At 54.0% G+C, this 26010-nt stretch carries 27 protein-coding genes, 1 other RNA gene and 1 pseudogene; 19 read left to right on the plus strand and 10 right to left on the minus strand.

Translation table 11 applies throughout. The features are described 5' to 3' along the window. The first annotated feature begins 16 nt into the window (after positions 1-16). The 5 genes from lon to fadM all read left to right on the plus strand — a co-directional run bounded on the left by lon (position 17) and on the right by fadM (position 5963). Positions 17-2371 carry an endopeptidase La gene (gene lon / locus OGX84_RS17405; RefSeq protein WP_012133542.1) on the plus strand — a complete coding sequence of 785 codons (2355 nt, stop codon included), beginning with the start codon at positions 17-19 and terminating at the stop codon, positions 2369-2371. A gap of 209 nt (positions 2372-2580) precedes the next feature. After that, on the plus strand, positions 2581-2853 hold the full coding sequence (gene hupB, locus OGX84_RS17410; protein WP_003021629.1) for a nucleoid-associated protein HU-beta: 273 nt from the start codon (positions 2581-2583) through the stop codon (positions 2851-2853). Between the two features lie 223 nt (positions 2854-3076). Continuing rightward, positions 3077-4948 (plus strand): peptidylprolyl isomerase, encoded by a 1872-nt coding sequence (gene ppiD, locus OGX84_RS17415; RefSeq protein ID WP_112002124.1) that lies wholly within the window; start codon positions 3077-3079, stop codon positions 4946-4948. Positions 4949-5097: 149 nt separating this feature from the next. Beyond that, positions 5098-5472 carry a helix-hairpin-helix domain-containing protein gene (locus tag OGX84_RS17420; protein ID WP_112002125.1) on the plus strand — a complete coding sequence of 125 codons (375 nt, stop codon included), beginning with the start codon at positions 5098-5100 and terminating at the stop codon, positions 5470-5472. A gap of 92 nt (positions 5473-5564) precedes the next feature. Continuing rightward, positions 5565-5963, plus strand: coding sequence for a long-chain acyl-CoA thioesterase FadM (gene fadM / locus OGX84_RS17425; protein ID WP_012133539.1), 399 nt, complete (start codon positions 5565-5567; stop codon positions 5961-5963). 108 nt (positions 5964-6071) lie between these two features. Here the strand turns inward: fadM and queC are convergent, their stop codons facing one another. Both queC and OGX84_RS17435 read right to left on the minus strand, forming a co-directional pair. After that, the gene (queC, locus tag OGX84_RS17430) at positions 6072-6767 is read right to left on the minus strand and encodes a 7-cyano-7-deazaguanine synthase QueC (protein WP_049008410.1); all 696 of its coding nucleotides are present in this window, start codon (positions 6765-6767) and stop codon (positions 6072-6074) included. A gap of 27 nt (positions 6768-6794) precedes the next feature. Then, positions 6795-8531, minus strand: a complete 1737-nt coding sequence (locus tag OGX84_RS17435) for an SgrR family transcriptional regulator (protein WP_115626436.1) — start codon at positions 8529-8531, stop codon at positions 6795-6797. Positions 8532-8631: 100 nt separating this feature from the next. Here OGX84_RS17435 and cof point away from each other — a divergent pair, with 100 nt between their 5' ends. Beyond that, complete coding sequence (gene cof, locus OGX84_RS17440) at positions 8632-9450, plus strand: HMP-PP phosphatase (RefSeq protein ID WP_101743912.1); 819 nt, start codon at positions 8632-8634, stop codon at positions 9448-9450. 52 nt (positions 9451-9502) lie between these two features. On the opposite strand, the gene OGX84_RS17445 is transcribed toward cof, so the two are convergent. Beyond that, positions 9503-10558, minus strand: coding sequence for a PLP-dependent cysteine synthase family protein (locus OGX84_RS17445; RefSeq protein WP_104868988.1), 1056 nt, complete (start codon positions 10556-10558; stop codon positions 9503-9505). Between the two features lie 112 nt (positions 10559-10670). On the opposite strand from OGX84_RS17445, the gene decR reads away from it, so the two are divergent. From decR to amtB, 5 genes are all read left to right on the plus strand, one after another. Continuing rightward, complete coding sequence (gene decR, locus OGX84_RS17450; protein ID WP_012133534.1) at positions 10671-11129, plus strand: DNA-binding transcriptional regulator DecR; 459 nt, start codon at positions 10671-10673, stop codon at positions 11127-11129. Between the two features lie 44 nt (positions 11130-11173). Then, complete coding sequence (locus OGX84_RS17455) at positions 11174-12946, plus strand: SmdA family multidrug ABC transporter permease/ATP-binding protein (protein WP_200023587.1); 1773 nt, start codon at positions 11174-11176, stop codon at positions 12944-12946. Beyond that, entirely contained in the window at positions 12939-14717 is a 1779-nt protein-coding gene (locus tag OGX84_RS17460; protein ID WP_104868986.1) for a SmdB family multidrug efflux ABC transporter permease/ATP-binding protein, read from the plus strand. The genes OGX84_RS17455 and OGX84_RS17460 overlap by 8 nt, the downstream gene beginning before the upstream one ends. A gap of 256 nt (positions 14718-14973) precedes the next feature. Continuing rightward, on the plus strand, positions 14974-15312 hold the full coding sequence (gene glnK, locus OGX84_RS17465) for a P-II family nitrogen regulator (protein WP_012133530.1): 339 nt from the start codon (positions 14974-14976) through the stop codon (positions 15310-15312). 31 nt (positions 15313-15343) lie between these two features. Next, on the plus strand, positions 15344-16630 hold the full coding sequence (amtB, locus tag OGX84_RS17470) for an ammonium transporter AmtB (protein ID WP_024130590.1): 1287 nt from the start codon (positions 15344-15346) through the stop codon (positions 16628-16630). A 48-nt stretch (positions 16631-16678) separates the two neighbouring features. Here amtB and tesB read toward each other — a convergent pair whose 3' ends face one another. Then, positions 16679-17539 (minus strand): acyl-CoA thioesterase II, encoded by an 861-nt coding sequence (gene tesB / locus OGX84_RS17475; RefSeq protein ID WP_012133528.1) that lies wholly within the window; start codon positions 17537-17539, stop codon positions 16679-16681. Positions 17540-17754: 215 nt separating this feature from the next. Here tesB and OGX84_RS17480 point away from each other — a divergent pair, with 215 nt between their 5' ends. Further along, positions 17755-18324 (plus strand): YbaY family lipoprotein, encoded by a 570-nt coding sequence (locus OGX84_RS17480; RefSeq protein WP_012133527.1) that lies wholly within the window; start codon positions 17755-17757, stop codon positions 18322-18324. Positions 18325-18359: 35 nt separating this feature from the next. On the opposite strand, the pseudogene OGX84_RS17485 reads toward OGX84_RS17480, so the two are convergent. Beyond that, positions 18360-18749 (minus strand): annotated as a pseudogene (locus OGX84_RS17485) (MGMT family protein). Between the two features lie 84 nt (positions 18750-18833). Between OGX84_RS17485 and ffs the strand changes: the two are divergent. The 3 genes from ffs (at position 18834) to OGX84_RS17500 (ending at position 19587) form a co-directional block, all read left to right on the plus strand. After that, positions 18834-18930: signal recognition particle sRNA small type (gene ffs / locus OGX84_RS17490), an RNA gene on the plus strand. 193 nt (positions 18931-19123) lie between these two features. Then, complete coding sequence (locus OGX84_RS17495) at positions 19124-19375, plus strand: hypothetical protein (protein WP_012133525.1); 252 nt, start codon at positions 19124-19126, stop codon at positions 19373-19375. Beyond that, complete coding sequence (locus OGX84_RS17500) at positions 19372-19587, plus strand: hypothetical protein (protein ID WP_012133524.1); 216 nt, start codon at positions 19372-19374, stop codon at positions 19585-19587. The genes OGX84_RS17495 and OGX84_RS17500 overlap by 4 nt, the downstream gene beginning before the upstream one ends. A gap of 20 nt (positions 19588-19607) precedes the next feature. On the opposite strand, the gene yczR is transcribed toward OGX84_RS17500, so the two are convergent. Continuing rightward, on the minus strand, positions 19608-21035 hold the full coding sequence (yczR, locus tag OGX84_RS17505; RefSeq protein ID WP_104868984.1) for a MocR-like transcription factor YczR: 1428 nt from the start codon (positions 21033-21035) through the stop codon (positions 19608-19610). An 86-nt stretch (positions 21036-21121) separates the two neighbouring features. On the opposite strand from yczR, the gene yczE reads away from it, so the two are divergent. Together yczE and OGX84_RS17515 are read left to right on the plus strand one after the other, a co-directional pair. After that, positions 21122-21736 carry a membrane protein YczE gene (gene yczE, locus OGX84_RS17510; RefSeq protein WP_112002130.1) on the plus strand — a complete coding sequence of 205 codons (615 nt, stop codon included), beginning with the start codon at positions 21122-21124 and terminating at the stop codon, positions 21734-21736. Between the two features lie 79 nt (positions 21737-21815). After that, positions 21816-22169, plus strand: a complete 354-nt coding sequence (locus OGX84_RS17515; protein ID WP_012133521.1) for a DUF1428 domain-containing protein — start codon at positions 21816-21818, stop codon at positions 22167-22169. A 39-nt stretch (positions 22170-22208) separates the two neighbouring features. Here OGX84_RS17515 and pdeB read toward each other — a convergent pair whose 3' ends face one another. Beyond that, positions 22209-23759: a cyclic di-3',5'-guanosine monophosphate phosphodiesterase PdeB gene (pdeB, locus tag OGX84_RS17520; protein WP_112002131.1), complete on the minus strand. Its 1551-nt coding sequence runs from the start codon at positions 23757-23759 to the stop codon at positions 22209-22211. A 225-nt stretch (positions 23760-23984) separates the two neighbouring features. Between pdeB and OGX84_RS17525 the strand changes: the two genes are divergently transcribed. Then, a complete protein-coding gene (locus tag OGX84_RS17525) occupies positions 23985-24245 on the plus strand; it encodes a type B 50S ribosomal protein L31 (RefSeq protein WP_012133519.1) in 261 nt (86 codons plus the stop codon). Between the two features lies 1 nt (position 24246). Continuing rightward, positions 24247-24387 (plus strand): type B 50S ribosomal protein L36, encoded by a 141-nt coding sequence (gene ykgO, locus OGX84_RS17530; protein WP_003859006.1) that lies wholly within the window; start codon positions 24247-24249, stop codon positions 24385-24387. A gap of 77 nt (positions 24388-24464) precedes the next feature. On the opposite strand, the gene OGX84_RS17535 is transcribed toward ykgO, so the two are convergent. The 3 genes from OGX84_RS17535 to hha form a co-directional block, all read right to left on the minus strand. Then, positions 24465-24935, minus strand: coding sequence for a YlaC family protein (locus OGX84_RS17535; protein ID WP_024130587.1), 471 nt, complete (start codon positions 24933-24935; stop codon positions 24465-24467). Between the two features lie 113 nt (positions 24936-25048). After that, positions 25049-25600, minus strand: a complete 552-nt coding sequence (gene maa / locus OGX84_RS17540) for a maltose O-acetyltransferase (RefSeq protein ID WP_012133515.1) — start codon at positions 25598-25600, stop codon at positions 25049-25051. Between the two features lie 183 nt (positions 25601-25783). Continuing rightward, positions 25784-26002, minus strand: coding sequence for a hemolysin expression-modulating protein Hha (hha, locus tag OGX84_RS17545; RefSeq protein ID WP_002892050.1), 219 nt, complete (start codon positions 26000-26002; stop codon positions 25784-25786). Positions 26003-26010 lie beyond the last annotated feature (8 nt).

The following is a 26010-nucleotide window of genomic DNA, read 5'->3' on the forward strand; positions in this document are numbered from 1 at the left end:
ACTAAGAGAGAGCTCTATGAATCCTGAGCGTTCTGAACGCATTGAAATCCCCGTATTGCCGTTGCGCGATGTGGTGGTTTATCCGCACATGGTCATACCCTTATTTGTAGGGCGGGAAAAATCTATCCGTTGTCTGGAAGCGGCTATGGACCATGATAAAAAAATCATGCTGGTCGCCCAGAAAGAAGCATCAACGGATGAGCCGGGTGTAAACGATCTTTTCACCGTCGGGACCGTGGCCTCAATTTTGCAAATGCTGAAACTGCCTGACGGTACTGTCAAAGTGCTGGTTGAGGGGTTGCAGCGCGCGCGTATTTCTGCGCTGTCAGATAACGGCGAACACTTTTCCGCTAAGGCGGAATACCTTGAATCGCCAGCGATTGATGAGCGCGAGCAGGAAGTGCTGGTGCGCACTGCCATCAGTCAGTTCGAAGGCTACATCAAGCTGAACAAAAAAATTCCACCGGAAGTGCTGACGTCGCTCAATAGCATTGACGATCCTGCGCGTCTGGCGGACACCATCGCTGCCCATATGCCGCTGAAACTGGCGGATAAGCAGTCCGTGCTGGAGATGTCCGACGTTAACGAACGTCTGGAATATCTGATGGCGATGATGGAATCTGAAATCGATCTGTTGCAGGTTGAGAAGCGTATTCGCAACCGCGTTAAAAAGCAGATGGAGAAATCTCAGCGTGAGTACTATCTGAATGAGCAAATGAAAGCCATTCAGAAAGAACTGGGCGAGATGGACGACGCGCCGGATGAAAACGAAGCGCTGAAGCGTAAAATCGATGCGGCAAAAATGCCGAAAGAGGCAAAAGAGAAAGCGGAAGCAGAATTGCAGAAGCTGAAAATGATGTCTCCGATGTCGGCGGAAGCGACGGTTGTACGCGGCTACATCGACTGGATGGTGCAGGTGCCGTGGAACGCGCGTAGCAAGGTCAAAAAAGACCTGCGTCAGGCACAGGAAATTCTCGACACAGACCATTACGGTCTGGAGCGTGTGAAAGATCGCATCCTTGAATATCTCGCGGTACAAAGCCGTGTAAACAAAATCAAAGGGCCGATCCTGTGTCTGGTTGGGCCGCCGGGGGTAGGTAAAACCTCTCTGGGCCAGTCCATCGCCAAAGCGACCGGGCGTAAATATATCCGTATGGCGCTCGGCGGCGTGCGTGATGAAGCAGAAATCCGCGGCCACCGCCGGACATATATCGGCTCTATGCCGGGTAAACTGATCCAGAAAATGGCCAAAGTGGGCGTTAAAAACCCGCTGTTCCTGCTCGATGAGATCGACAAAATGTCTTCCGACATGCGTGGCGATCCGGCCTCTGCGCTGCTTGAGGTGCTGGACCCTGAGCAGAACGTGGCGTTCAGCGATCACTACCTGGAAGTGGATTACGATCTCAGCGACGTGATGTTCGTTGCCACCTCCAACTCCATGAACATTCCGGCGCCACTGCTGGATCGTATGGAAGTGATTCGTCTGTCCGGTTATACCGAAGACGAGAAGCTGAACATTGCTAAACAGCACCTGCTGCCGAAACAGATCGAGCGTAACGCGCTGAAGAAAGGCGAGCTGACGGTTGAGGATAGCGCCATTATCGGCATTATCCGTTACTACACCCGTGAAGCGGGCGTGCGTAGCCTGGAGCGTGAAATCTCCAAACTGTGCCGCAAAGCCGTGAAACAGCTGCTGCTGGATAAGTCGCTGAAACACATTGTGATCGATGGCGATAACCTGCATGACTATCTCGGCGTACAGCGCTTTGACTATGGCCGTGCGGACAACGAAAACCGTGTGGGTCAGGTAACGGGTCTGGCATGGACGGAAGTGGGCGGCGACCTGCTGACCATCGAAACCGCCTGTGTGCCGGGTAAAGGCAAACTGACTTACACCGGTTCTCTCGGTGAGGTTATGCAGGAATCTATTCAGGCTGCGCTGACCGTGGTGCGTGCGCGTGCGGAAAAACTGGGTATTAATCCAGACTTTTACGAAAAACGTGACATCCACGTTCACGTACCGGAAGGGGCGACGCCGAAAGACGGCCCGAGCGCCGGTATTGCGATGTGTACCGCGCTGGTCTCCTGCCTGACGGGTAATCCTGTTCGCGCTGATGTGGCGATGACCGGGGAAATTACCCTGCGAGGCCAGGTACTGCCTATCGGCGGCCTGAAAGAGAAACTGCTGGCGGCGCACCGTGGCGGGATCAAAACCGTGTTAATTCCGTTTGAGAATAAACGCGATCTGGAAGAGATTCCAGACAACGTTATTGCCGATCTGGACATTCATCCGGTGAAACGCATTGAGGAAGTTCTGACTCTTGCGTTGCAAAATGAGCCGTCCGGCATACAGGTTGTCACCGCAAAATAGTGACCTCGCGCAAATAGCGCTAAGAAAAACAGGGCTGGCAGGGCATTTCGTGCTTGCCAGCCTTTTTTTGTATAGCTAATTTAGATGACGGATCGGGCTTGCCATCATTAACGGGTGTTGTAAGGGCATGGCAGGCCTGATATAACTGCTGCGCGGTCGCACTTTGAAGGATTCCGGTGCGATATAAATTATAAAAGAGGAAGAGAAGAGTGAATAAATCTCAACTGATCGACAAAATTGCTGCAGGGGCTGATATCTCTAAGGCTGCGGCTGGACGTGCGTTAGATGCAATTATTGCTTCTGTCACTGAATCACTGAAAGAAGGTGATGATGTAGCGCTGGTAGGTTTTGGTACTTTTGCTGTTAAAGAGCGTGCTGCCCGTACTGGTCGCAACCCGCAAACAGGTAAAGAGATCACCATCGCTGCCGCTAAAGTGCCGGGTTTCCGTGCAGGTAAAGCGCTGAAAGACGCGGTAAACTAAGAGCTTCTCCCCCTGGGGATGTGACAAAGTACAAGGGCGCATCATCTGATGTGCCTTTTTTATTTGTCCAGTACTACTTTATTTGAGTTTATGCTGGTTGTGGGCTGACAATTACCCCGGTTTCTTGTCACAATACAGCTTTCCGCGCAGCGTTCAGAAAACGCTATGCTGCGTGAAGTATGAATACGCAAAACAGTCACCTACAGCGGAGTGTGGTTACACCATGATGGACAGCTTACGCACGGCTGCTAACAGTCTCGTGCTCAAGATTATTTTCGGTATCATTATCGTGTCGTTCATTTTGACCGGCGTGAGTGGTTACCTGATTGGCGGAAGCAATAACTACGCCGCAAAAGTGAATGACCAGGAAATCAGCCGCTCGCAGTTTGAGAATGCGTTTAACAGCGAACGTAATCGTATGCAGCAGCAACTGGGCGATCAGTATTCTGAACTGGCGGCGAATGAAGGCTACATGAAAACGCTGCGTCAGCAGGTACTGAATCGTCTTATCGATGAAGCCTTGCTGGATCAATACGCGCATGAGCTTAAACTCAGCATCAGCGACGAACAGGTTAAGCAGGCCATCTTTTCAACGGCGGCTTTCCAGGTTGACGGCAAATTTGATAACAACCGCTACAACGCGATTGTGAATCAGATGGGGATGACAGCCGATCAGTATGCTCAGGCATTGCGTAACCAGCTCACCACCCAGCAACTGATTGCTGGCGTTGCCGGTACTGATTTCATGCTGAAAGGTGAAACGGACGAGCTGGCGGCGTTAGTCGCGCAGCAGCGTGTGGTGCGTGAAGCGACGATTGACGTGAACGCACTGGCTGCGAAGCAGCAGGCTACCGATCAGGAAGTGTCCAGCTACTACGAGCAGAACAAGAACCGCTTTATGACCCCGGAGCAGTTCCGCGTGAGCTACATCAAGCTGGATGCGGCTGCTATGCAGGAAACGGTCAACGATGCGGATATCCAGTCTTACTATGACCAGCATCAGGATCAGTTCACCCAGCCGCAGCGTAACCGTTACAGCGTCATTCAGACCAAAACGGAAGATGAAGCGAAAGCGGTGCTGGACGCGCTGAACAAAGGCGGTGATTTTGCCGCGCTGGCGAAAGAGAAATCCGCAGACATTATCTCTGCGCGCAACGGCGGCGATATGGGCTGGCTGGAAGACGCCACCACGCCGGACGAACTGAAAAATGCCGGCCTGAAAGAAAAAGGCCAGCTGTCTGGCGTGATTAAATCCTCTGTTGGCTTCCTGGTTGCGCGTCTGGATGATGTTCAGCCTGCGAAAGTGAAACCGCTGAGCGAAGCGCGTGATGACATTGCCGCGAAAGTGAAGCAGGAAAAAGCGCTGGATGCCTATTACGCGCTGCAACAAAAAGTCAGCGATGCGGCGAGCAACGATACCGAATCTCTGGCGGGCGCTGAACAGGCCGCTGGCGTGAAAGCAGTTGAAACCGGCTGGTTCAGCCATGACAACCTGCCAGAAGAGCTGAATTTTAAACCGGTTGCCGATGCTATCTTCAACGGTGGTCTGGTTGGCGAGAACGGTACGCCGGGCAGCAACTCCGATATCATCACCGTGGATGGCGACCGCGCATTCGTGCTGCGCATCAGCGAGCATAAACCTGAAGCGGTTAAGCCTCTGGCTGACGTGAAAGAGCAGGTGGCTGCGCTCGTTAAGCACAACAAAGCAGAGCAGCAGGCAAAACTGGATGCTGACAAACTGCTGGTTGAGCTGAAAGCGGGTAAAGGAGCAGAAGCGATGAAAGAGGCCGGTCTGAGCTTTGGCGAAGCGAAAACGCTGAGCCGTACCGGGCAGGACCCGGTAAGCCAGGCTGCGTTTGCGCTGGGTCTGCCAGAGAAAGATAAGCCGAGCTATGGCGTCGCTAACGATATGCAGGGCAACGTTGTGCTGCTGGCGCTGGACGACGTGAAAGCGGGCTCTATGCCGGAAGAGCAGAAAAAAGCGATGGTTCAGGGTATTACCCAGAATAACGCGCAGATTACCTTTGAAGCGCTGATGAGTAACCTGCGTAAAGCGGCGAAAATCAAAGTCGGCGATGCGCTGGAACAGCAGTAATCACCGAGACGCTTCGCAAAAAACTGCAAAAAGTTGTAACCCTCAAAGGCCGCCTTCGCGGCCTTTTCCATTTCTGATATTTGCTATTTGTTTGCCTTTCTCCGCCCCGCTATCGTGATGCCACTGTTAACACACAAGGAGAAAACAGTATGAAACATGGAATCAACGCACTGCTGGTCACGATGACTCTGGCCTGCGCAGGCATGACGCACAACGCGCTGGCTGCCGGAACGGTAGAGAAAAATCAGGCGGTACAAACAAAGGCGGATTCGTCTGCATCCGCGCAGACTAAAGCCTCCGTACCTGAAAAGGCCAGCGATGATGAAGGCGCGAGGGTCAGTATCAACACGGCTTCAGCGGAAGATCTGGCGCGGGTGATGAATGGCGTCGGGCTGAAAAAAGCGCAGGCGATAGTCAACTATCGGGAAGAGTATGGGCCGTTTAAAACGGTGGATGATTTAAAGCAGGTTCCGGGGATGGGGAGTTCGCTGGTGGAACGCAATCTGGCGGTGCTGACGCTGTAATAACTTGCACTGTGGCAAAAGTTTGCCAGGATAATGAGGTCATACCAGTTATGGCCTCTGTTCCTATAACAACAACGTAAGGTTATTGCGCTATGCAAACACAAATCAAAGTCCGTGGTTATCACCTTGATGTTTATCAGCACGTTAATAATGCCCGCTATCTTGAGTTTCTTGAAGAAGCACGCTGGGATGGGCTGGAAAACAGTGACAGCTTTCAATGGATGACGGCCCGCAACATCGCTTTTGTGGTGGTGAATATTAATATTAACTACCGTCGCCCCGCCGTGCTGAGCGATCTGCTGACCGTCACCAGTCAGGTGCAGCAGTTAAACGGGAAGAGCGGCATTTTAAGCCAGGTCATTACGCTTGAGCCGGAAGGGCAAGTTGTGGTGGACGCGCAGATTACTTTTGTCTGTATTGATTTGAAAACGCAGAAAGCATTGCCGCTGGAAGGTGAGTTACGCGAGAAACTGGAGCAGATGGTGAAGTAACGGAAAGTTGCCTGATGGCGCTTCGCTTATCAGGCCTGCGGGCGACATTGACCACGGTGAATGTCGCCAGGCCGGATAAGGTGCGTGCACCGCCATCCGGCAAAACGATCACTTTAACCCTGTTTTCTGCTTCATTGCCGCCATCACTGCCGGTTTATCCGCCAGATAATGGTTCAGGCCGTTGGCGCGCAGATTACAGGCGGCGCACTGCCCACAACCGTCACCTTTGATGCCGTTATAACAGGTCAGCGTCTCTTCGCGCACCAGATCCAGCTTGCCCCAGTAATCAGCGAGTGCCCAGGTTTCGGCTTTATCAATCCACATCAGCGGGGTTTCAAAGCGAATATCCTTCGCCATACCCAGGGTGACGGCATGATTCAGCGCTTTGACAAACTCATCGCGGCAGTCCGGGTAGCCGGAGAAATCTGTCTCGCAAACGCCGGTGATCACCGCTTCGGCTTTCACCTGATAAGCGTAAATCGCCGCCAGAGTCAGAAACAGAATATTACGCCCAGGGACAAACGTATTCGGAATACCGTCGGCATCCGGTTCATAGTCCGGTACGGGAATGTTATCGCGCGTCAGGCTACTGACCGCCAGTTCGCTCAGTAGCGTTACGTCCAGCACCTTATGCGCACGCGCGCCGAGTTTTAAGGCCAGATTACGTGCAACATCAATCTCAGCGCGATGGCGCTGACCATAATCAAAGGTGACGCAGTGCACTTCATCATACTGATGCAGCGCTTGCGCCAGACAGGTTGTGGAGTCCTGGCCTCCACTGAATACAACGACGGCACGTTTCATAACTTATCCTGACAAAAACGAAAAACGCTATGGTAGCGCCTGCGGATGGCCGCGACCAGCTTCTTCACCGCGCGGCGGCGGAAGCCATGCTTTCTCAAACTCAAACCAGCCGCGTGGATTGAGTTGAACGCCATTGACGCCCGGCGGCGCGCTAATACGGTAGTGATAGTTAAAAAGCGGCGTAAGCGTGGCGTCATTCATCAGACTCGTGAATACCTGTTGTAACGCAGTATAGCGGTCGTCTTCACCGGGCTGCGTTTGTAAGGCATCCAGCGTGGCCTGAAGATGGGCGAAAGCAGGGGCATCCAGCACATGCGGCCAGAGTTGATCGCAGCGTAGCCACTGCTCAAGCGTATATTCCGGCGCTTCGCCAATCAGCCTGTCGCCCATCATGAGATCCGCTTTTGCCAGCGAAGGGCAGTTATCCCAGTTTTTCGCGTTGTGGAAAATCAACGTTAATTCACAGCCGAGCGTTGCCAGATATTGCTGGAGTTGCTCCGCCATGGTGTGCAATTCAACGGGAAGGTGATAGACCAGCGTCAGTTTTTTCGGTAATTCAACGGATTCCAGCCCCTTCCATTGCGGCATTACCCAGCCTGGCAGCAGCGCGTTGCTGGGCGTGATCAGATTTTCATCTACCGGCAGCGTCTGTAATAACGACGTATGATGAATGATGTCTACCAGGCGACGCGCCTGTTGCAGGCTGAGTTTCGAGCCTTTTTTAAGCGTCAGGTAGCAAAATCCCAGGCTAATACCGCTGCTCACCTGGCTAAGTGAGGCCAGCTCCTCAGGGTTGCCGATGGCAATCTGTACCGGATGACGGCAACTGGTGCCTAAATCCTGGTCAAAAAGCTGAGGCGTGATCCAGTATTCAATCGCCTTTAGCAGTGGGTGGCAAAGGTGATAATTGTCGTGGCTTTCCAGGCGTACCAGCTCTGGCGTAAATAACGTCAGCCGAAAAGGTCCGGTGCCTGACAGCGGCTGATGCGGGTGCGCCAGGTGGCTACAGTAGCTTGCCAGACGGTGCGCCAGCCAGTAATCAGGGCGATGGAGAATGAACGTCAGGCATTGCGGATGGGTGACTTCAATACGCTTGACGCTGATAAACAATTTATTGAGGGCTGGCAGGTCAAGCAGCATCAGCAGGCGCGCGTGCAGCTGCGCAGTTTCTACCGTATCGCCATTATGCCAGTGCAGGGTAGAGCGAATATAAAAATCCCAGCGCATACCGTCGGCGGAGATATCCCAGTGATGTGCTAAATCCCCGCAGGGGCGCTGGCTGGCGTTGTCAAAGCGGGTGAGGCCGGAGAAAATTTGTCCCGCAAGATGCTGTTCTGCGCGACCGGGCAGAAATCCCGGATGCAACGGGTCCAGCGGACGATAGTAGGGAATACGCAGGGTCGGCGTGTCGTTTTGCCACTGCCCGCCCATAAACGGTTGCAGCATGGTACGCAGTTCGCCTGGCGCCAGCTGTGCCAGCTCCAGCACATTAAGCTGCTGACCTTTTTCCAGCGCTTGTTCCATCATGGTATTGCGCAGTGACTCCGGCGTGACCAGAAATTGCAGTTTACCGCGCTTACCCCGCCCGGATTGCGCCTCCCATGTTAACCAGCCGGCTTCCTGCGCCTGGCGTAGTAGCGTACGGATGTGGCGTTCGCTACAAAAACAGCGCTCCGCCAGTTCCCCAACGGTGACCGACTGAGGTTCTCCGGCCGAGGGCTGCCAGAGACGTTGATATTGTTTTAAACGGTTGAGAAGTCTCATTGAAACCCGGAACAATTCATTTTATCTATTCACTATTACTTCCGTATATCTCAGGTGATACTCAATCACAAGTTAATTGCGTCACAGTGTGGAGAAAGAGATGGCTCGTCTGGCTGCATTTGATATGGATGGCACGCTTTTGATGCCAAACCACCATCTGGGTCATGAGACCCTTGCAACGCTGGCGCGTCTGCGTGAACGCGATATCACTTTGACGTTTGCGACCGGTCGGCATGTGCTGGAAATGCGGCATATTCTGGGGTCCATCTCAATGGATGCGTTTTTGATAACCGGCAACGGGACGCGCATTCACTCGCAGGAAGGCGATATGCTGCATCGCCAGGATCTGGACCCCGCCATTGCGGATCGCGTATTGCACCAGGCGTGGGATACCCGGGCCAGTATGCACGTATTCAACGATAACGGCTGGTTTACGGGGAGCGCGATCCCCGCGCTATTACAGGCGCATGTCTACAGCGGGTTCCACTATCAGATCGTGGATGTCAAACGTATCCCGGCCCACCAGGTCACTAAGATCTGTTTCTGTGGCGATCACGACGATCTGATCCGGCTGCGTATTCAACTGAATGAGGCGCTGGGCGAGCGGGCGAATCTCTGCTTTTCCGCTGTGGATTGTCTGGAAGTGCTGCCGCTCGGCTGTAATAAAGGTTCCGCGCTGGCGGTATTAAGCGACCATTTGGGGCTGTCGCTGACGGAATGCATGGCGTTTGGCGATGCGATGAACGATCGCGAAATGCTGGAGAGCGTGGGACGTGGTTTGATTATGGGCAACGCGATGCCGCAACTGATCGCTGAACTGCCTCATCTTTCAGTGATTGGCCATTGTCGTAATCAGGCGGTCTCTCACTTTTTAACGCATTGGCTGGATAATCCGCATCTACCTTATTCCCCCGAATGAGCGATCCTTTCCAGCAAGCCAGGCCCGTAAAGCCTGGCTTTTTTTATGCCGCTTAACGGACGTTCAGCAGTTGGGCAATTTCCGCCTGCCACGGCGCTAAATCGCCAATGTGATCGTTAACCCACTGGGGATTGTAATAGGTGTCGAGATAGCGTTCGCCGCTGTCACACAGCAGCGTGACGAGAGAACCGGTCTCTCCGGCGTCGCGCATTCTGGCCGCAATCTGCAACGTTCCCCACATATTAGTGCCGGTGGAGGCGCCCACTTTACGGCCCAGCTGCGTTTCCAGCCAGTGCGCGGTCGCGACGCTGGCGGCGTCAGGTACGCGCAGCATTTCGTCCACCACATCCGGGATGAAGGAAGGTTCCACGCGCGGGCGGCCAATCCCCTCAATTTTGCTGCCCACCGGGCTGCGCAATGTGGCGTCGCGATCCTGCCAGTAGGGCAGGAAGACCGAGTTTTCCGGGTCAACCACCATCAGGCGCGTGTCATACCCATGACAGCGAATATAGCGGCCAATTGTCGCTGACGTGCCGCCTGTCCCCGCGCTCATCACGATATGCTTCGGCACCGGATTCGGCTCACGCTGCATCTGATGGAAAATACTGTCGGCGATATTATTATTGCCGCGCCAGTCGGTGGCGCGTTCAGCATAGGTGAACTGATCCATATAGTGACCGTCCAGCTCGCGCGCCAGCTGCTCGGAGGCGGCGTAAATCTCGCAGGCGCTTTCGACAAAGTGGCAGCGACCGCCATAAAACGCAATTTGTTCGATTTTGCGTTTTGCCGTGCAGGAAGGCATTACCGCGATAAACGGCAGGCCGAGCAGTCGGGCGAACCAGGCTTCGGAAACCGCCGTTGAACCGGAGGAGGATTCAATAATGGTTGTGTTTTCTTTAATCCAGCCGTTACACAACCCATACAGGAACAATGAACGCGCCAGACGGTGCTTCAGGCTGCCGGTCGGATGGGTGCTTTCATCCTTCAGGTAGATCTGGATGCCCGGAAACGCCGGTAGCGACAACCGGATCAGATGCGTGTCGGCTGAACGCTGATAGTCAGCGTTAATTTCATTAATGGCGTTTTTAACCCAGGTGCTATTCATCATTAATTTCCATTTGTCATTTTGTGCCCAGATTAGCGAAAAGCACGGAAAAAATTGTTGCCATTTCACCTTTAAAATAGAATGTAAGGAGAAAAATCTTCTCTGTGGGGTGGGTATGTTAGATAAAATTGACCGTAAGCTGCTGCTTTTGTTGCAGCAGGACTGCACCCTCTCTTTGCAGGCGCTGGCCGATGCCGTTAATCTGACCACCACACCCTGCTGGAAACGGCTGAAACGTCTGGAAGACGACGGCATTCTCCTCGGTAAAGTCGCGCTGCTGGACCCAGAGAAATTGGGTCTGGGGTTAACGGCGTTCGTACTGATCAAAACCCAGCATCACAGCAGTGAATGGTACAGCCGCTTCGTGACGGTGGTCACCGAAATGCCGGAAGTGCTGGGGTTCTGGCGTATGGCCGGGGAATACGACTATCTGATGCGGGTTCAGGTAGCAGATATGAAGCGTTATGACGACTTCTACAAACGTCTGGTGAACAGTGTTCCGGGATTGTCAGACGTAACGTCGAGCTTTGCGATGGAACAGATTAAGTACACAACCGCTCTGCCTATTGAATAATTCTCCCGGAAAATATTGCCGGAAATCATGTCAGGATATAACGCGTGCGATTATTTGCTCAATTAAGCTGGTACTTCCGTCGGGAGTGGCGTCGCTATCTCGGCGCCGTGGCCTTGCTTATCATTATCGCTGTCCTTCAGCTGATCCCGCCCAAAGTGGTCGGGATCGTTGTGGATGGCGTCACTGCGCAACATTTCACTACCGGTCAGGTATTGATGTGGGTGGGCACGATGGCCATGATTGCGGTAATCGTCTATTTGTTGCGCTATGTCTGGCGCGTGCTGCTGTTCGGCGCCTCTTATCAACTGGCGGTTGAACTGCGTGAAGATTACTACCGCCAGCTCAGTCGCCAGCACCCGGAATTTTATCTGCGACACCGCACCGGCGACTTAATGGCGCGCGCGACTAACGACGTCGATCGTGTCGTCTTTGCCGCCGGGGAAGGGGTGCTCACGCTGGTGGATTCACTGGTGATGGGCTGCGCCGTGCTGATCGTGATGTCAACGCAGCTCAGTTGGCAACTGACGCTGTTCGCGCTGCTGCCTATGCCGATTATGGCGCTGATGATCAAGCGCTACGGCGACCGTTTGCATAACCGCTTCAAACTGGCACAGGCGGCATTTTCCAGCCTGAACGATCGTACCCAGGAGAGCCTGACCAGCATTCGCATGATCAAAGCTTTTGGCCTTGAAGATCGACAGTCGTCGCTGTTTGCGGCGGACGCGGAAGATACCGGGAAGAAAAACATGCGGGTAGCGCGTATCGACGCCCGTTTTGATCCCACGATTTATATTGCCATCGGCATGGCTAATCTGCTCGCCATCGGCGGCGGAAGCTGGATGGTAGTGCACGGTACGCTGACGCTTGGGGAACTGACCAGCTTTATGATGTACCTCGGGCTGATGATCTGGCCTATGTTAGCGCTGGCCTGGATGTTTAACATTGTGGAACGCGGTAGCGCAGCGTACAGCCGTATCCGCGCGATGCTGGCGGAAGCGCCGGTCGTCAACGACGGAATGGAGACGGTGCCGGAAGGTCGGGGAGCGCTGACGGTCTCCATTCGTGAATTCAGCTACCCGCAAACCGCGCATCCGGCGCTGGAAAATGTACAATTCCAGCTTGAGCCAGGGCAGATGCTGGGGATCTGCGGGCCGACGGGCGCGGGGAAAAGCACTCTTCTTTCGCTTATTCAGCGCCATTTCGATATTACGCAGGGGGATATCCGTTTTCATGATATTCCGCTGACGCGCTTGCAGCTTGATAGCTGGCGCAGTCGCCTGGCGGTCGTCAGCCAGACGCCATTCCTGTTCTCCGACACGGTCGGCAATAACATCGCGCTGGGGCGCCCAAACGCGACGCAGGAAGAGATTGAACAGGTGGCGCGGCTGGCCAGCGTGCATGAGGATATTTTGCGTCTGCCTCAAGGATATGACACCGAAGTGGGCGAACGCGGCGTCATGCTGTCCGGCGGGCAAAAACAGCGCATTTCTATTGCGCGCGCGTTACTGCTCAATGCGGAAATCCTGATTCTGGATGATGCGCTGTCGGCGGTGGATGGCCGTACCGAACACCAGATTCTGCATAATTTACGCCAGTGGGGAGAGGGGCGCACCGTGATTATTAGCGCGCACCGCTTATCCGCTCTGACGGAAGCCAACGAGATTATCGTGATGCAGCATGGCCATATCGCCCAGCGTGGCGATCACGATGAATTAGTGCTGCAAACGGGCTGGTATCGCGATATGTATCGCTATCAGCAACTGGAGGCGGCGCTGACTGACGCTCCTGAAATCAACGAGGAGACGGCAGATGCGTAGTTTTGGACAGTTATGGCCGACCCTGAAAAGGCTGCTGGCGTATGGTTCGCCGTGGCGTAAACCGCTTGCTATCGCCGTGGTGATGCTGTGGATCGCGGCGGCGGCGGAAGTCAGCGGCCCGTTACTTATCAGCTACTTTATCGACAATATGGTCGCGAAGAGCCACCTGCCGCTGGGCATGGTCGCGGGGCTGGTGGCGGCGTACATTGGCTTACAGTTTCTGGCGGCGGGGCTGCATTATGCGCAGTCGCTGTTGTTTAATCAGGCGGCCGTCGGCGTAGTGCAACAGCTGCGTACCGATGTGATGGATGCCGCTTTGCGCCAGCCACTGAGCGCCTTCGACACGCAGCCGGTGGGGCAACTGATCTCTCGCGTGACCAATGATACGGAAGTCATCCGCGACCTTTACGTTACGGTCGTGGCGACGGTGCTGCGTAGCGCGGCGTTAATTGGCGCGATGCTGGTCGCCATGTTCAGCCTCGACTGGCGGATGGCGCTGGTCGCGATGGCGATTTTCCCGGCGGTGCTGGTGGTGATGGTGATTTACCAGCGCTATAGCACGCCGATTGTGCGCCGCGTGCGGGCATATCTGGCGGACATCAATGATGGCTTCAATGAGGTCATTAACGGCATGAGCGTCATTCAGCAGTTCCGCCAGCAGGCGCGGTTCGGCGAGAGAATGGGGGAGGCCAGCCGCTCGCACTATATGGCGCGGATGCAGACCCTGCGACTGGACGGCTTTTTATTGCGCCCGCTGCTCAGCCTTTTTTCCGCGCTGATCCTCTGCGGATTACTGATGCTGTTTAGCTTTACCTCGCGCGGCACCATTGAAGTCGGGGTGTTGTACGCCTTTATCAGCTATCTGGGGCGTCTGAACGAGCCATTGATTGAACTGACGACCCAACAGTCGATGTTGCAACAGGCTGCGGTGGCGGGGGAGCGCGTATTCGAACTGATGGACGGCCCACGCCAGGATTATGGTCGGGATGAGCGCCCGTTGCAGTCGGGCAGGATTGACGTTGATGACGTCTCCTTCGCCTACCGTGACGACAATCTGGTGCTGCAAAACATTACGCTCTCCGTTCCGTCGCGCAGCTTTGTGGCGCTGGTCGGGCATACCGGCAGCGGCAAGAGTACCCTCGCCAGCCTGCTGATGGGGTATTACCCGCTTACACAGGGAGACATTCGCCTTGACGGTCGTTCGCTGTCAACGTTGAGCCACGGGGTTTTACGTCAGGGAGTCGCGATGGTGCAGCAGGACCCGGTGGTGATGGCGGATACGTTCCTGGCAAACGTCACGCTGGGGCGCGATATTTCTGAGGAACAGGTCTGGCAGGCGCTGGAAACTGTGCAACTGGCGGAGCTGGCGCGTAGTCTGAGCGAGGGTATCCACACCCGGCTGGGCGAGCAGGGCAATAATCTGTCCGTCGGGCAGAAACAACTGCTGGCGCTGGCGCGGGTGCTGGTTGATACGCCGCAGGTTCTGATTCTGGATGAAGCCACCGCCAGCATTGACTCCGGTACTGAGCAGGCGATTCAGCAAGCGCTGGCGGCAGTGCGTGAACACACCACGCTGGTGGTGATTGCACATCGCCTGTCAACCATTGTTGATGCGGACACCATTCTGGTGCTGCATCGCGGGCAGGCGGTCGAGCGCGGTACGCATCAACAACTGCTCGAAGCGCAAGGGCGTTACTGGCAGATGTACCAACTACAGCTTGCCGGTGAAGAGCTGGCGGCCAGCGCGCGTGAGGAATCGCTCAGCGCCTGATGGCGCTGCGCTTATCAGGCCTACGGACAATGCGCTCTTGTAGGCCGAATAAGGTGCTTACGCCGCCATCCGGCAATCAACAATCTGGTGCAAAAATGTAACGTACCATGCACCGTTATAGTGCGTTTTTTCTTTTCCTTCCCCTGCCGCACCCTACAAGCCTGAATTATCCCGCGTTTTTCATTTCTGGCACACCCCTTGCAATATCCCTGTCGTGAAGCGGCAGACATTATCGAATTCTGACAGGAGGGGATCTATGAAGCTGGTTACCGTGGTAATCAAACCGTTCAAACTGGAAGACGTCCGTGAAGCACTGTCTTCGATTGGTATTCAAGGGCTGACAGTCACCGAAGTGAAAGGCTTCGGGCGTCAGAAAGGTCATGCCGAGCTGTACCGCGGTGCGGAATACAGCGTCAACTTCCTGCCCAAAGTGAAGATTGATGTGGCGATTGCCGACGACCAGCTTGATGAAGTCATTGAGGTCATCAGCAAGGCGGCCTACACCGGAAAAATTGGCGACGGCAAAATTTTTGTCGCTGAGCTGCAACGTGTCATTCGTATTCGTACCGGCGAAGCCGACGAAGCGGCACTGTAACTCCTGGCACACAGTGATAGGGAATGAAAAGATGAAGATAGCAACGATGAAAACTGGCCTTGCTTCACTGGCTTTGCTTCCAGGTCTGGCAATGGCGGCTCCGGCGGTTGTGGATAAAGCCGACAATGCCTTTATGATGATTTGCACCGCGCTGGTGCTGTTCATGACCATTCCGGGCATTGCTCTGTTCTATGGCGGATTGATCCGTGGAAAGAACGTGCTGTCGATGTTGACGCAGGTTGCCGTCACCTTCGCGCTGGTCTGTATTTTGTGGGTTGTTTACGGCTATTCGCTGGCCTTTGGCGAGGGGAACAACTTCTTTGGCGACTTCAACTGGGTGATGCTGAAAAATATTGAACTCACGGCAGTGATGGGCAGTTTCTACCAGTATATTCACGTTGCTTTCCAGGGCTCTTTCGCCTGCATTACCGTCGGGCTGATCGTGGGGGCGCTGGCTGAACGTATCCGCTTCTCTGCGGTACTGATTTTCGTGGTGGTGTGGCTGACGCTCTCCTATATCCCGATTGCGCATATGGTCTGGGGCGGCGGTTTGCTGGCTTCTCACGGCGCGCTGGATTTTGCGGGCGGTACGGTCGTGCATATCAATGCGGCGATTGCTGGTCTTGTGGGCGCTTATCTGATTGGCAAACGCGTCGGCTTTGGTAAAGAGGCGTTCAAACCCCATAACCTGCCGATGGTTTTCACCGGCACCGCGATCCTCTATATCGGCTGGTTTGGCTTTAACGCCGGGTCGGCGGGCATGGCGAACGAGATTGCTGCACTGGCCTTTGTTAACACCGTGGTGGCAACGGCTGCCGCTATTCTGGGGTGGATTTTCGGCGAGTGGGCGCTGCGCGGTAAACCGTCTCTGCTGGGCGCCTGCTCCGGCGCTATCGCGGGACTGGTCGGCATAACGCCAGCCTGTGGTTACATTGGCGTCGGCGGCGCGTTGATTCTCGGTGTCGTTGCGGGGCTGGCGGGTCTGTGGGGCGTGACGATGCTTAAACGTCTGCTGCGTGTGGACGATCCTTGCGATGTGTTTGGCATCCACGGCGTTTGCGGCATCGTTGGGTGTATCCTGACCGGGATCTTTGCATCCACCACGCTCGGCGGTGTAGGGTTTGCCGAAGGCGTAACGATGGGGCATCAGCTGCTGGTACAGCTGGAGAGTATCGCTATCACCATCGTCTGGTCTGGCGTAGTGGCGTTTATCGGCTACAAACTGGCGGATATCACCGTTGGGCTGCGCGTACCGGAAGAGCAGGAGCGCGAAGGTCTGGACGTCAACAGCCACGGCGAGAATGCGTATAACGCCTGATCATCAACAGGCCGGAGGCGACGCTTGTGCGTCGCCATTCGGCCATTTTCAATTGCGATTGCGCATCACGCCTTCCTGAACGGTCGACGCGACCATCACGCCATCCCGCGTGTAAAACTCCCCACGAACAAAACCACGGGCGCTGGAAGCCGAGGTGCTCTCTACGCTGTACAGCAACCATTCGTTCATGTTGAAAGGGCGATGGAACCACATTGAATGGTCGATCGTGGCAATTTGCAGACCTTTTTCCAGGAAGCCGATGCCGTAGGGTTGCAGCGCGACGGGCAGGAAATTCAGATCGGAAGCATAACCCAGCAGATACTGATGAATGCGGATATCATCCGGTATCGTACCGTTGGCGCGGATCCAGACCTGGCGCGTCGGGTTCGCAACGTGGCCTTTTAACGGGTTGTGGAACTCCACCGGGCGGATCTCCAGCGGGCGGTCGCTGATAAATTTTTCTTTCAGCACGGGCGGCAGCAGATGCGCCAATGAACGGGCGATCTCCGTCTCCGATTGCAGCGTTTCCGGCGCAGGGGCGTCCGGCATGGTTTTCTGATGCTCAAATCCCTCTTCCGGCGCCTGGAAGGAGGCTGTCATATAGAAAATAGGCTTCCCGTTCTGGATGGCGGCGACGCGACGCGCGCTGAAACTGTTGCCGTCGCGCAGAACTTCCACATCGTAAATAATGGGCTTCAGGCTGTCGCCGGGGCGCAGAAAGTAGCTGTGAAAAGAGTGAACCAGACGTTGTTCAGGTACGGTCTCTTTGGCGGCATACAGCGCCTGACCGACCACCTGACCACCAAAAACCTGACGTAATCCTAAGTCTTCACTTTGGCCCCGAAAGAGTCCTTCTTCAATTTTTTCCAGATCTAACAATGACAGCAAATTATTCAGTGCCTGACTCATACGTGCTCTCCAGGTAACAACGGCGCCGAAGCGAGGTAGGCAGAGTATAACGCAATTTTGAAAGTGGTCCGATGGGTGCAATAGTCTGAATTATGGACTAATTCCAGGCAAAAATAAGTGAGATATGCCACACTTAGTCACGTTATGTCTTTGTTAACCACTCTTCCGGCGGGTAAAGCACCTCCCGCTGATGCATTGATGATAAGGAGAATTTAATGAAACTCGTGCACATGGTAAGTGGTTTAGCGGTTGCGGTTGCTCTGGCAGCCTGCGCAGACAGAAGCGCAGATATCCAGACGCCTGCGCCTGACCCAAATACTTCTGGCGTGGCTACACAGTCAACTATTCAGCAACCTAATGTCTCCGGTACCGTCTGGATCCGTCAGAAAGTGGCCCTGCCACCGGATGCCGTACTGACCGTGACGCTGTCTGATGCCTCACTGGCGGATGCGCCGTCGAAAGTGCTATCGCAGAAGGCGGTGCGCACCGAGGGGAAACAGTCGCCATTTAGCTTTGTACTGCCGTTTAACCCGGCTGACATCCAGCCAAATGCGCGGATTCTGTTGAGCGCCGCCGTGACGATTAATGACAAACTGGTCTTTATCACCGATACCGTACAGCCAGTCATTAATCAGGGCGGCACGAAAGCGGATCTGACGCTGGTGCCGGTTCAGCAAACGGCAGTGCCTGTTCAGGCCAGCGGCGGCGCAGCGACAACCGTACCGTCAACGTCACCGACGCAGGTGAACCCGTCTTCCGCCGTACCGGCGCCGACACAGTACTAAGCTCTCACAGGACAACCCTCTCCGGCCGGAGAGGGTTAATAAATCCAGCGATATCGTTGCATATCGATTTGTCCACTCCCCGAGACCACCACGCCTTCTGACAGTAACGCCTGACGTTGGCGTTGCAGGTCTGGCCCGGTCAGGGAGATGGCGCCATGACGATTCACGACCCGATGCCAGGGGAGGGTGCTGCCTTCCGGCAATCGTTTTAATACGCCGCCGACCTGACGCGCGGCACGAGGTGAACCGGCGAGGCGGGCGACGTCGCCATAAGTCGTGACAAACCCTTCGGGGATTGAGGCCACGATTTGCCAGACGCGTTGGGGGAAAGTGTCTTGTCTGTCCATCATTCATTCCTGCGATAATCTTCCAGCATAATCGTGAACCGCCGGGGAGTGAAGCCTCATTGCGCAAGAAAACAGCATCCGATGTTGGATGGGTTGCATTTACAGGGGCCAGCAGTGATAATGCGCCTGCGCGTTGGTTAACAACGCTCTCAATGGGGGCTCTGTTGGTTCTCCCGCAACGCTACTCTGTTTACCAGGTCAGGTCCGGAAGGAAGCAGCCAGAGCAGATGACGTGTGTGCCGGGATGTAGCTGGCAGGGCCCCCACCCAATTCTGCCGTCCGGCAACCTCTTCATTTTCCTCCTCTTGTCATATTAACGTCATTATTTTGTCATCAAATGCTGGCAGAGTGTTATCGGGACGTTATTAATCAGTTTGTGCCCTGATATTCACGCGGTGACGATAGCTGTGTCGCACACGACGTGTTTTGCCTGTTTACAAGGACTCTTTACGATGGCTACTGCTGTACTAAATGTCAAAATCGATGAGACGTTAAAAGAGAAGCTTCGCCATTATGCCGAAGCAAATAATGAGAACTTAAGTATCACCACAGAAAAACTGCTGCTGATTGCATTTGAGGCCGCAGAAGAGGCGGGAGTCTCGGCGAGTGATATCGACAGTCAGCATACGGAAGAATCCGTAGATGAGCCGCTTACTCCTAAAGAAATCAAAGCATTACGCAGATTACTCAAGAAGAAAAAATGAAACAACAACTCTCAATCGCCAGTAATTATGGCGAAGCCTGCGAATTACTGCGTTCCGGCTATGTGAAGCATGTTCGTCTTAACTGGAATGTTGGTAGTGATGAATTCTTTCGTATTGCCTCCGACTGGTGCGATGCCGGGGCAAAAATAAAGAAAGACGGCGAGAACTTCATTATTTCCCTGAAAGGTTTCCCCGTCCCACGCCAGCAATAAAACGACGATGACAGGCCATATTAGATAATTTTGCGTATTTTCCCTGCGCTGTTTTGTGAGCGCAGGTTGTCCCATATCGGCTGTAATGTCTGAAAAGCCGATCGCAGTGTTTCATCCGGCAGGGTGAACGGCATACGTAAGAAACGATCAAACGCACCCGCGAGGCCAAAACGCGTACCGGTGCCCAGTTGAATCCCTTCGCTTTCGGCGCGCGTTGCAAAGAGCGTGGCCAGCGTGTCGGGTAACTCCACCCAAAAAGAGAGCCCGCCCTGCGGCTGCCTGAAGCGCCATTCAGGAAAATGCGCGTGCATCAGTTCACAACACAGGTCGCGTCGTTGGGACAGCAACTGCCGTCTGTCAGGAAGAAAGCTGGCGGCATTATCAAGCAGCCAGCCGGTCGCTAACTGCTCCAGTACCGGCGATCCTAAATCAAACGTATCCCGGGTTTGTACCAGCGCGGCGATTGTCCGTGATGAGGCGCGAACCCACCCCAGACGCAACCCGCCCCAGAAACTTTTTCCTGCCGATCCCAGCATAATAATCGGCGCGTCGGCATTGTAATGCGCGAGTGGGGGCGGCGGCGGGGCGTTGTACCACAAATTAACCATCGTCTCGTCCACAACCAGCGTGGTATGCGTTCTGGCGGCAATATCCGCGACCGCTTGCCGCGTGGCGGCATCCATACAGCGCCCGGTGGGATTATGGAAATCCGGCATCAGATAAGCCATTCTCGGCGCGGTTTGCGCAATGGTCGCCATCAGACCGGCGGTGTCCCAACCCTGTTCGGGCAATGAGACGCCAACGGGGCGACAGGAGGCTCCCTGAATCGCGGCGATTGCGAGCGGGTAGGTCGGGTGATCCACCACCACGCGATCGCCCGGGCCCGTCAGGAGTCGCAGGAGCAGCGCCAGCCCGCTCACGGCGCCATTGACCACCATGATTTCATCAGGGCGGGTTGGCAAGCCGCGCTCGCAATAGTGCCGGGCGATAGATTCACGTAAAGAGAGCAGGCCTTGCGGCAGATACCCGGAACTCAGCAGATGCTGCGGCATTGCGCAAAGCGCCTGCTGGTAAGCCTGGTGAATTTCAGGGCCTGCGCTGAGCGCGGCGGTAGAGAGATCCAATGCCATATTGGCTCCACCGCGCGTGGGCACAGGGTGAATGGCATCCGGTAAGATCACCCGCGAGCCGCTACCCTGACGGCTTTCCAGATAACCTTCTTCCCGAAGTTGCGCCATTGCGCTGGCGACGGTGGTTCGGCTGATCTTCAATACGGCGGCCAGTTCGCGTTCGCCGGGCAGTCGGCTATCGAGCGCCAGTCGGCCATCAAGAATCAGCAGACGCAGGGCCTCCGCCAGCTGACGCCAGACAGGAGTACGTGAGGGAGTCTCCTGCCAGTGCCCAAGCAGGCGCTGAAGAGACTGGCTTCCATAGCGGCGTGATGACATAGCAGTCCACTTTTTTAAAACTGGACATTAATCATAGTGCCAATTGCGGTGAAGATGAAAGGTATCTGAACGGGGAGAATGGAAGAATGCTGCGTCGTCTGATTCAACTGTATACCGGTCTGGCTCTTTATGGCGTATCGACTGCAATGTTTGTGCGTGCGGACTTAGGGGCCGATCCGTGGAACGTTTTCCACCTTGGCGTGGCGAATTTGCTGTCAATGAACATTGGCATGGTGATTATCGCCGTTGGCGTGCTGGTGTTATTACTGTGGATTCCGCTGCGCCAACGACCGGGTCTTGGTACCATCAGCAACGTGATCGTTATTGGGCTGGCGGCGGATGTTGCGCTGGCCGTACTGCCCGCTTTTGAGTCGTTGCTGGTCCGCAGTGTTCTGTTGATCTCCGCTGTAGTGGTCAACGCGCTGGCGACCAGCATGTATATTGGGGCCGGTTTCGGCGCAGGCCCGCGAGATGGCCTGATGACCGGGATTCACGCGCGCACCGGTTGGTCGGTACGCGCCATCCGTACGGCGATTGAAGTTTCGGTATTGCTGAGCGGCTGGTTGCTGGGGGGGACGCTGGGCGTCGGTACGGTATTGTATGCGCTGGCTATCGGGCCGCTGATTCAGATCTGCTTGCCGTGGTTTCGCTATCAGCCCCGGGCCCGCATTCGGGTTCGTCATTCGCCCACAGCAGAGTAACGCGATGGCGACTAGACTTAACAACGACTGACGCGGCCAGAATTGGCTTGCCGCGCAGTACGCTTCGGAGGTTTTTCTCATGAAGTATGTTGATGGTTTTGTGGTTGCCGTACCTGCTGAAAACAAGGAGGCGTATCGGGAAATGGCGGCAAAAGCGGCTCCTCTCTTTAAAGAGTTTGGGGCGTTACGCGTCGTTGAGTGTTGGGCTGATGATGTGCCGGACGGCAAATTGACCGACTTTCGTATGGCGGTGAAAGCGGAAGATCACGAAGAGGTGGTGTTTAGCTGGATTGAATACCCTTCGAAAGAGGTTCGCGACGCGGCGAATCAGAAAATGATGTCAGACCCACGAATGAAGGAGTTTGGCGATGCCATGCCTTTTGATGGCAAGCGCATGATTTACGGCGGATTCTCTCCCATTCTGGATGACTGAAGCGACAGGCTGTGCGGCGTGCCGCCAGCCGTCCCCATTCTAAATCCGTTTTTCCGCCCACAAAATAAATTCTGCGGCGGGCAGCGCTTTGCTGTAAAGCCATCCCTGACCATACTGCACGCCGTGCTGGCGTAACCAGTCCTCCTGATGCGTCGTTTCAATACCTTCCGCCACCATTTTCAGCTTCAGCGTTTTCGCCATTTCAATAATATGCGGCGTCACATTTTTGTAGGCCAGCGCATCAACAAAGGACTTGTCGATCTTCAGAATATCCACGTCCAGATTCTGTAAGTAGCAAAGACTGGAATAGCCAGTGCCAAAGTCATCAAGATAAATCGCGTGACCAGCTTTGCGGTATCTGGCAATGACTGGCGCGCTGGTTTTGGGATCGGCAAACTCACGCTCGGTCAGCTCCAGCGCGATTTGCGACGGTGAAATCTGACTCCGGTTAAGCAACTGGCTGAGATGTACCGGAAGTTTCTCTGACGCAAGGGTCGTTGCCTCAATATTGATAGAAATGTGCTGCTCAGGGTGTTGTCGCAGCCATGTTCCCATCTCCTCAAAAACGGTCTCTAAAATCAGGTGGGTGAGCGGTTCGGAAAGCCCCGTTTGTTCTGCGAGGGGAATAAACATTTCCGGCGAAAGGTAGCTGCCGTCGGTTTGCGGCCAGCGAGCCAGCGCTTCCGCGCCTGCTATCTTCCCGCTACTCAGCGAAATAATCGGCTGATAATGCACCTTAATATCACGGTTATGGATGGCGTCCAGTAAACGGTGGCGTGGTGATTGTAAGCGGCGAAGAATGCGCAGAATAAACGCCGCCGCCAGCAGGCTCGCCATCATCCCCAGCGGCAGCCAGGTAAAAGCCTGGCGATACCAGTTCTTTTGTAGCGGCAGCGTGGAGGCCCAGGTCACGATGGCGATGTTCATTTCAGGAGAGCGCTGAATTGTGTAGACACTGTTGCGATCTTCCCGGTATTGACCGGGCGACTGCTGCAATTGTCGAATAATGTCGGGATCGAGCCGATTGCTACTGGCGGCCACGATGTTATTTGCTTCGCCAATAATAGCGGCATCAATATGCCATGAACTAAATGGGATCACATCAATGAAGGAGGCGGGGTCCATCATGACCACATAGTGTCCTTTACCCACAGCGACCATAAAGCGCTTGAGCCCTAAATCATTTTGCGAGGTAAGCCATATGCGGTAGCCGTCCTGGGTGATTTTTTCCGGTTTGGGGAAAACGAAGGGGGCGCTTTTTTGCTCCAGCGATGAGCAAACAGGCATATTTTGGTCGAGGTATAGCACTTCCTGAATGTAGCGCAGACTGTAAGATATTCGGCGCATTGTCAGTAAATGCGCATTACTACAAGGCGTACCGCGAAAGGCGTTTAGCTGGTCTAACGCCAGTTTGCTCTGGGAGGCAACTTTGTCAGCGCGTAAGGCTACGCGTGATGAATAGACGTTAAGTTCCTCAATAAATTTCTTTTCAACCTGGCGATGAGCGAGCCAGAGGCTTAATCCCACAGGGGCAAGGACAGACAGAATGAGCACCCCTGTGACCAGGCTGACCAAATGTCGTGTTGTCACGGTGATATCCTTATTGATGCAGCATATGGCGAGTATATCTGAACGTAAAAAAGCCCTTCGTTTAATCACGTTATTCTAACTGCTTTTGCTCTTTCTGGCTCAATAAGGGCTTGTTTCGACTTAAAACGTACAATGTTGAAAGATAACCACATCATCATGAGGGTTGAAAAGCGGCAATTTGTGGCGTATTTTATTGTTACGTTATAACATAATATTGAGGCTGTCATGAAACCGAATATCCATCCTGCCTATCGCACCGTGGTGTTCCACGATACCAGTGCGAATGAATACTTTAAGGTGGGGTCAACGATCAAAACCGAGCGTGAGATTGAGCTTGAGGGCGTGACCTATCCGTATGTCACCATTGAGGTGTCTTCTAAATCACACCCTTATTACACCGGAAAACAAAAAACCTTTGATAACGAAGGCAGCGCAGCACGTTTCCAGAAACGTTTCGGAAATTTTATTGGCGCTAAGCGAGGATAAGATGCAGGTACTGAATTCATTGCGTAGCGCAAAGCAGCGGCACCCGGACTGCCAGATAGTTAAACGCAAAGGGCGTTTATATGTGATCTGCAAATCCAATCCACGTTTTAAAGCGGTGCAGGGTCGTAAAAAAAGACGTTAATGATTTGCCAACATTGCAGGGACTACAGTGCGTGCCAGGGACGGTACGCACTTTTTACATCTGCAACAGTGAGAAAACTAGTGGCTTGTTTCTGTGCGAGTGAGCGTGAAAACATCGTAGAAAGAGAGTTCGCCTTTACGCGTTATCATCTTCTGTAATTGTGCTTTCTGGTCGCTGCCAACATGCGGTGACTGAAGAATAGCGTGGATCAGCGCAGGGGGAACGAAGCGCGTGTTATACCATTCTCCGTTATAGCAAACCCTGAAATCCAGCACGTCGATATCCTCGTAGCGATAACGCGGGGCGACATCAAAAAAGAAAAAACCATTCAACAGGACGAATAATACGACCAGCAGCCACACTGAATCCACCAGCGTGTCTGATTGCAGCATGACAGCCAGCGTGGCAAACCAGGCGATATACATGCCAATAAACAGCCCCGGATGTTTGCGAATAAAACTAATACTGAAACGCGGTCTGTTGTCGCGTTTCTCGCGAGCATTGAGATCGTCAATCGTTTCCGTCAGCAGGCGCTGTATTTCTGTCATCATTTGCCTTTGTGATTTCTGTAACATTCAGGGAACAGCCCATTTTAGAAGGGCGAACTTCATGAAAAAAGTAACAGATTAACCACAATTTATCATAACAGTTACAATTCGCTTTACAGCGTTTTAATGATTCGCGCGGGATTTCCACCGACCACAACGTTGGCCGGAACGCTTTTGGTCACGACGGCGCCTGATGCGATAACGGCGTTATCGCCAATGGTGACGCCAGGGTTAATCACGGCGCGACCGCCGATCCAGACATTATTCCCGATGGTTACAGGTTTACCCAGTTCCTTACCGCTATTGCGTTCTGTGGCATCCAGCGGGTGCGTCGCCGTATAGATATGCACGCCAGGCGCGAGCATACAATTGTCGCCGATATGAATCGGGCAGACATCCAGCATCACACAGTCGAAGTTAGCGTAAAATGCTTTGCCGAGGTAAATATTGTAACCGTAATCACAGCGGAAGGAGGGTTCAATATACGCACCGTCGCTCTGGCCTAGCAGGTCGCTCAGAATAGCCTGTCGCGCATTCTTCTCGTCCGGTGCGGAGTGGTTGTATCGATGAAGCAACTGGCGCGCCCGCAGGCGGTCGTTGCGCAATGTCTCATCGGCCGGGCAATATAACTCACCGGCAATCATCTTCTGCTTTTCTTCGCTCATTATGCACTCTTCTGTTTGTGGATTAACTGCCGCAGTACAGTAAAGCGCAACGCCTTTTAAGGGAACGTTCCCGTTGCCTTGATGTGATCTAAATCACGAGACGTAAAATAGGAATTAACGGTAAATACAGGGAAACCCTCGGTCAGGCAGAACGAACGTATTCTCCATAGCGTTATGCAAAAATTAGCGAATGAATTTCCACACGGAGGTGGGAATCTTGTCGTAGAGCTTATTCATCGTCAATTCTGCAAGACGGTGATCTGCTGCTGAGTAAAATACAGCCAATTCATTGTCAGACAATTCATATTTATTTTTCTCTATTACACGTTCCAGCGTGTCTATTGTCTGGCAGCGTCGTAAACGCATCAAATAATCTGTTTTCGTTAATGGTTTATCGGACATAAATCTTA

Source organism: Citrobacter sp. CK202 (assembly GCF_030333225.1).
Classification (GTDB): Bacteria; Pseudomonadota; Gammaproteobacteria; order Enterobacterales; family Enterobacteriaceae; genus Citrobacter_B; species Citrobacter_B koseri.

Coding starts and splice junctions, on each gene's coding strand:
- decR (WP_012133534.1), top strand. CDS start 10,671: ATGTTAGATAAAATTGACCGTAAGCTGCTGCTTTTGTTGCAGCAGGAC.
- ykgO (WP_003859006.1), top strand. CDS start 24,247: ATGCAGGTACTGAATTCATTGCGTAGCGCAAAGCAGCGGCACCCGGAC.
- yczR (WP_104868984.1), bottom strand. CDS start 21,035: ATGTCATCACGCCGCTATGGAAGCCAGTCTCTTCAGCGCCTGCTTGGG.
- OGX84_RS17495 (WP_012133525.1), top strand. CDS start 19,124: ATGGCTACTGCTGTACTAAATGTCAAAATCGATGAGACGTTAAAAGAG.
- maa (WP_012133515.1), bottom strand. CDS start 25,600: ATGAGCGAAGAAAAGCAGAAGATGATTGCCGGTGAGTTATATTGCCCG.
- OGX84_RS17420 (WP_112002125.1), top strand. CDS start 5,098: ATGAAACATGGAATCAACGCACTGCTGGTCACGATGACTCTGGCCTGC.
- OGX84_RS17525 (WP_012133519.1), top strand. CDS start 23,985: ATGAAACCGAATATCCATCCTGCCTATCGCACCGTGGTGTTCCACGAT.
- OGX84_RS17500 (WP_012133524.1), top strand. CDS start 19,372: ATGAAACAACAACTCTCAATCGCCAGTAATTATGGCGAAGCCTGCGAA.
- queC (WP_049008410.1), bottom strand. CDS start 6,767: ATGAAACGTGCCGTCGTTGTATTCAGTGGAGGCCAGGACTCCACAACC.
- amtB (WP_024130590.1), top strand. CDS start 15,344: ATGAAGATAGCAACGATGAAAACTGGCCTTGCTTCACTGGCTTTGCTT.
- OGX84_RS17480 (WP_012133527.1), top strand. CDS start 17,755: ATGAAACTCGTGCACATGGTAAGTGGTTTAGCGGTTGCGGTTGCTCTG.
- ppiD (WP_112002124.1), top strand. CDS start 3,077: ATGATGGACAGCTTACGCACGGCTGCTAACAGTCTCGTGCTCAAGATT.
- cof (WP_101743912.1), top strand. CDS start 8,632: ATGGCTCGTCTGGCTGCATTTGATATGGATGGCACGCTTTTGATGCCA.
- OGX84_RS17460 (WP_104868986.1), top strand. CDS start 12,939: ATGCGTAGTTTTGGACAGTTATGGCCGACCCTGAAAAGGCTGCTGGCG.
- tesB (WP_012133528.1), bottom strand. CDS start 17,539: ATGAGTCAGGCACTGAATAATTTGCTGTCATTGTTAGATCTGGAAAAA.
- OGX84_RS17445 (WP_104868988.1), bottom strand. CDS start 10,558: ATGATGAATAGCACCTGGGTTAAAAACGCCATTAATGAAATTAACGCT.
- fadM (WP_012133539.1), top strand. CDS start 5,565: ATGCAAACACAAATCAAAGTCCGTGGTTATCACCTTGATGTTTATCAG.
- glnK (WP_012133530.1), top strand. CDS start 14,974: ATGAAGCTGGTTACCGTGGTAATCAAACCGTTCAAACTGGAAGACGTC.
- yczE (WP_112002130.1), top strand. CDS start 21,122: ATGCTGCGTCGTCTGATTCAACTGTATACCGGTCTGGCTCTTTATGGC.
- hha (WP_002892050.1), bottom strand. CDS start 26,002: ATGTCCGATAAACCATTAACGAAAACAGATTATTTGATGCGTTTACGA.
- OGX84_RS17515 (WP_012133521.1), top strand. CDS start 21,816: ATGAAGTATGTTGATGGTTTTGTGGTTGCCGTACCTGCTGAAAACAAG.
- OGX84_RS17535 (WP_024130587.1), bottom strand. CDS start 24,935: ATGACAGAAATACAGCGCCTGCTGACGGAAACGATTGACGATCTCAAT.
- OGX84_RS17435 (WP_115626436.1), bottom strand. CDS start 8,531: ATGAGACTTCTCAACCGTTTAAAACAATATCAACGTCTCTGGCAGCCC.
- lon (WP_012133542.1), top strand. CDS start 17: ATGAATCCTGAGCGTTCTGAACGCATTGAAATCCCCGTATTGCCGTTG.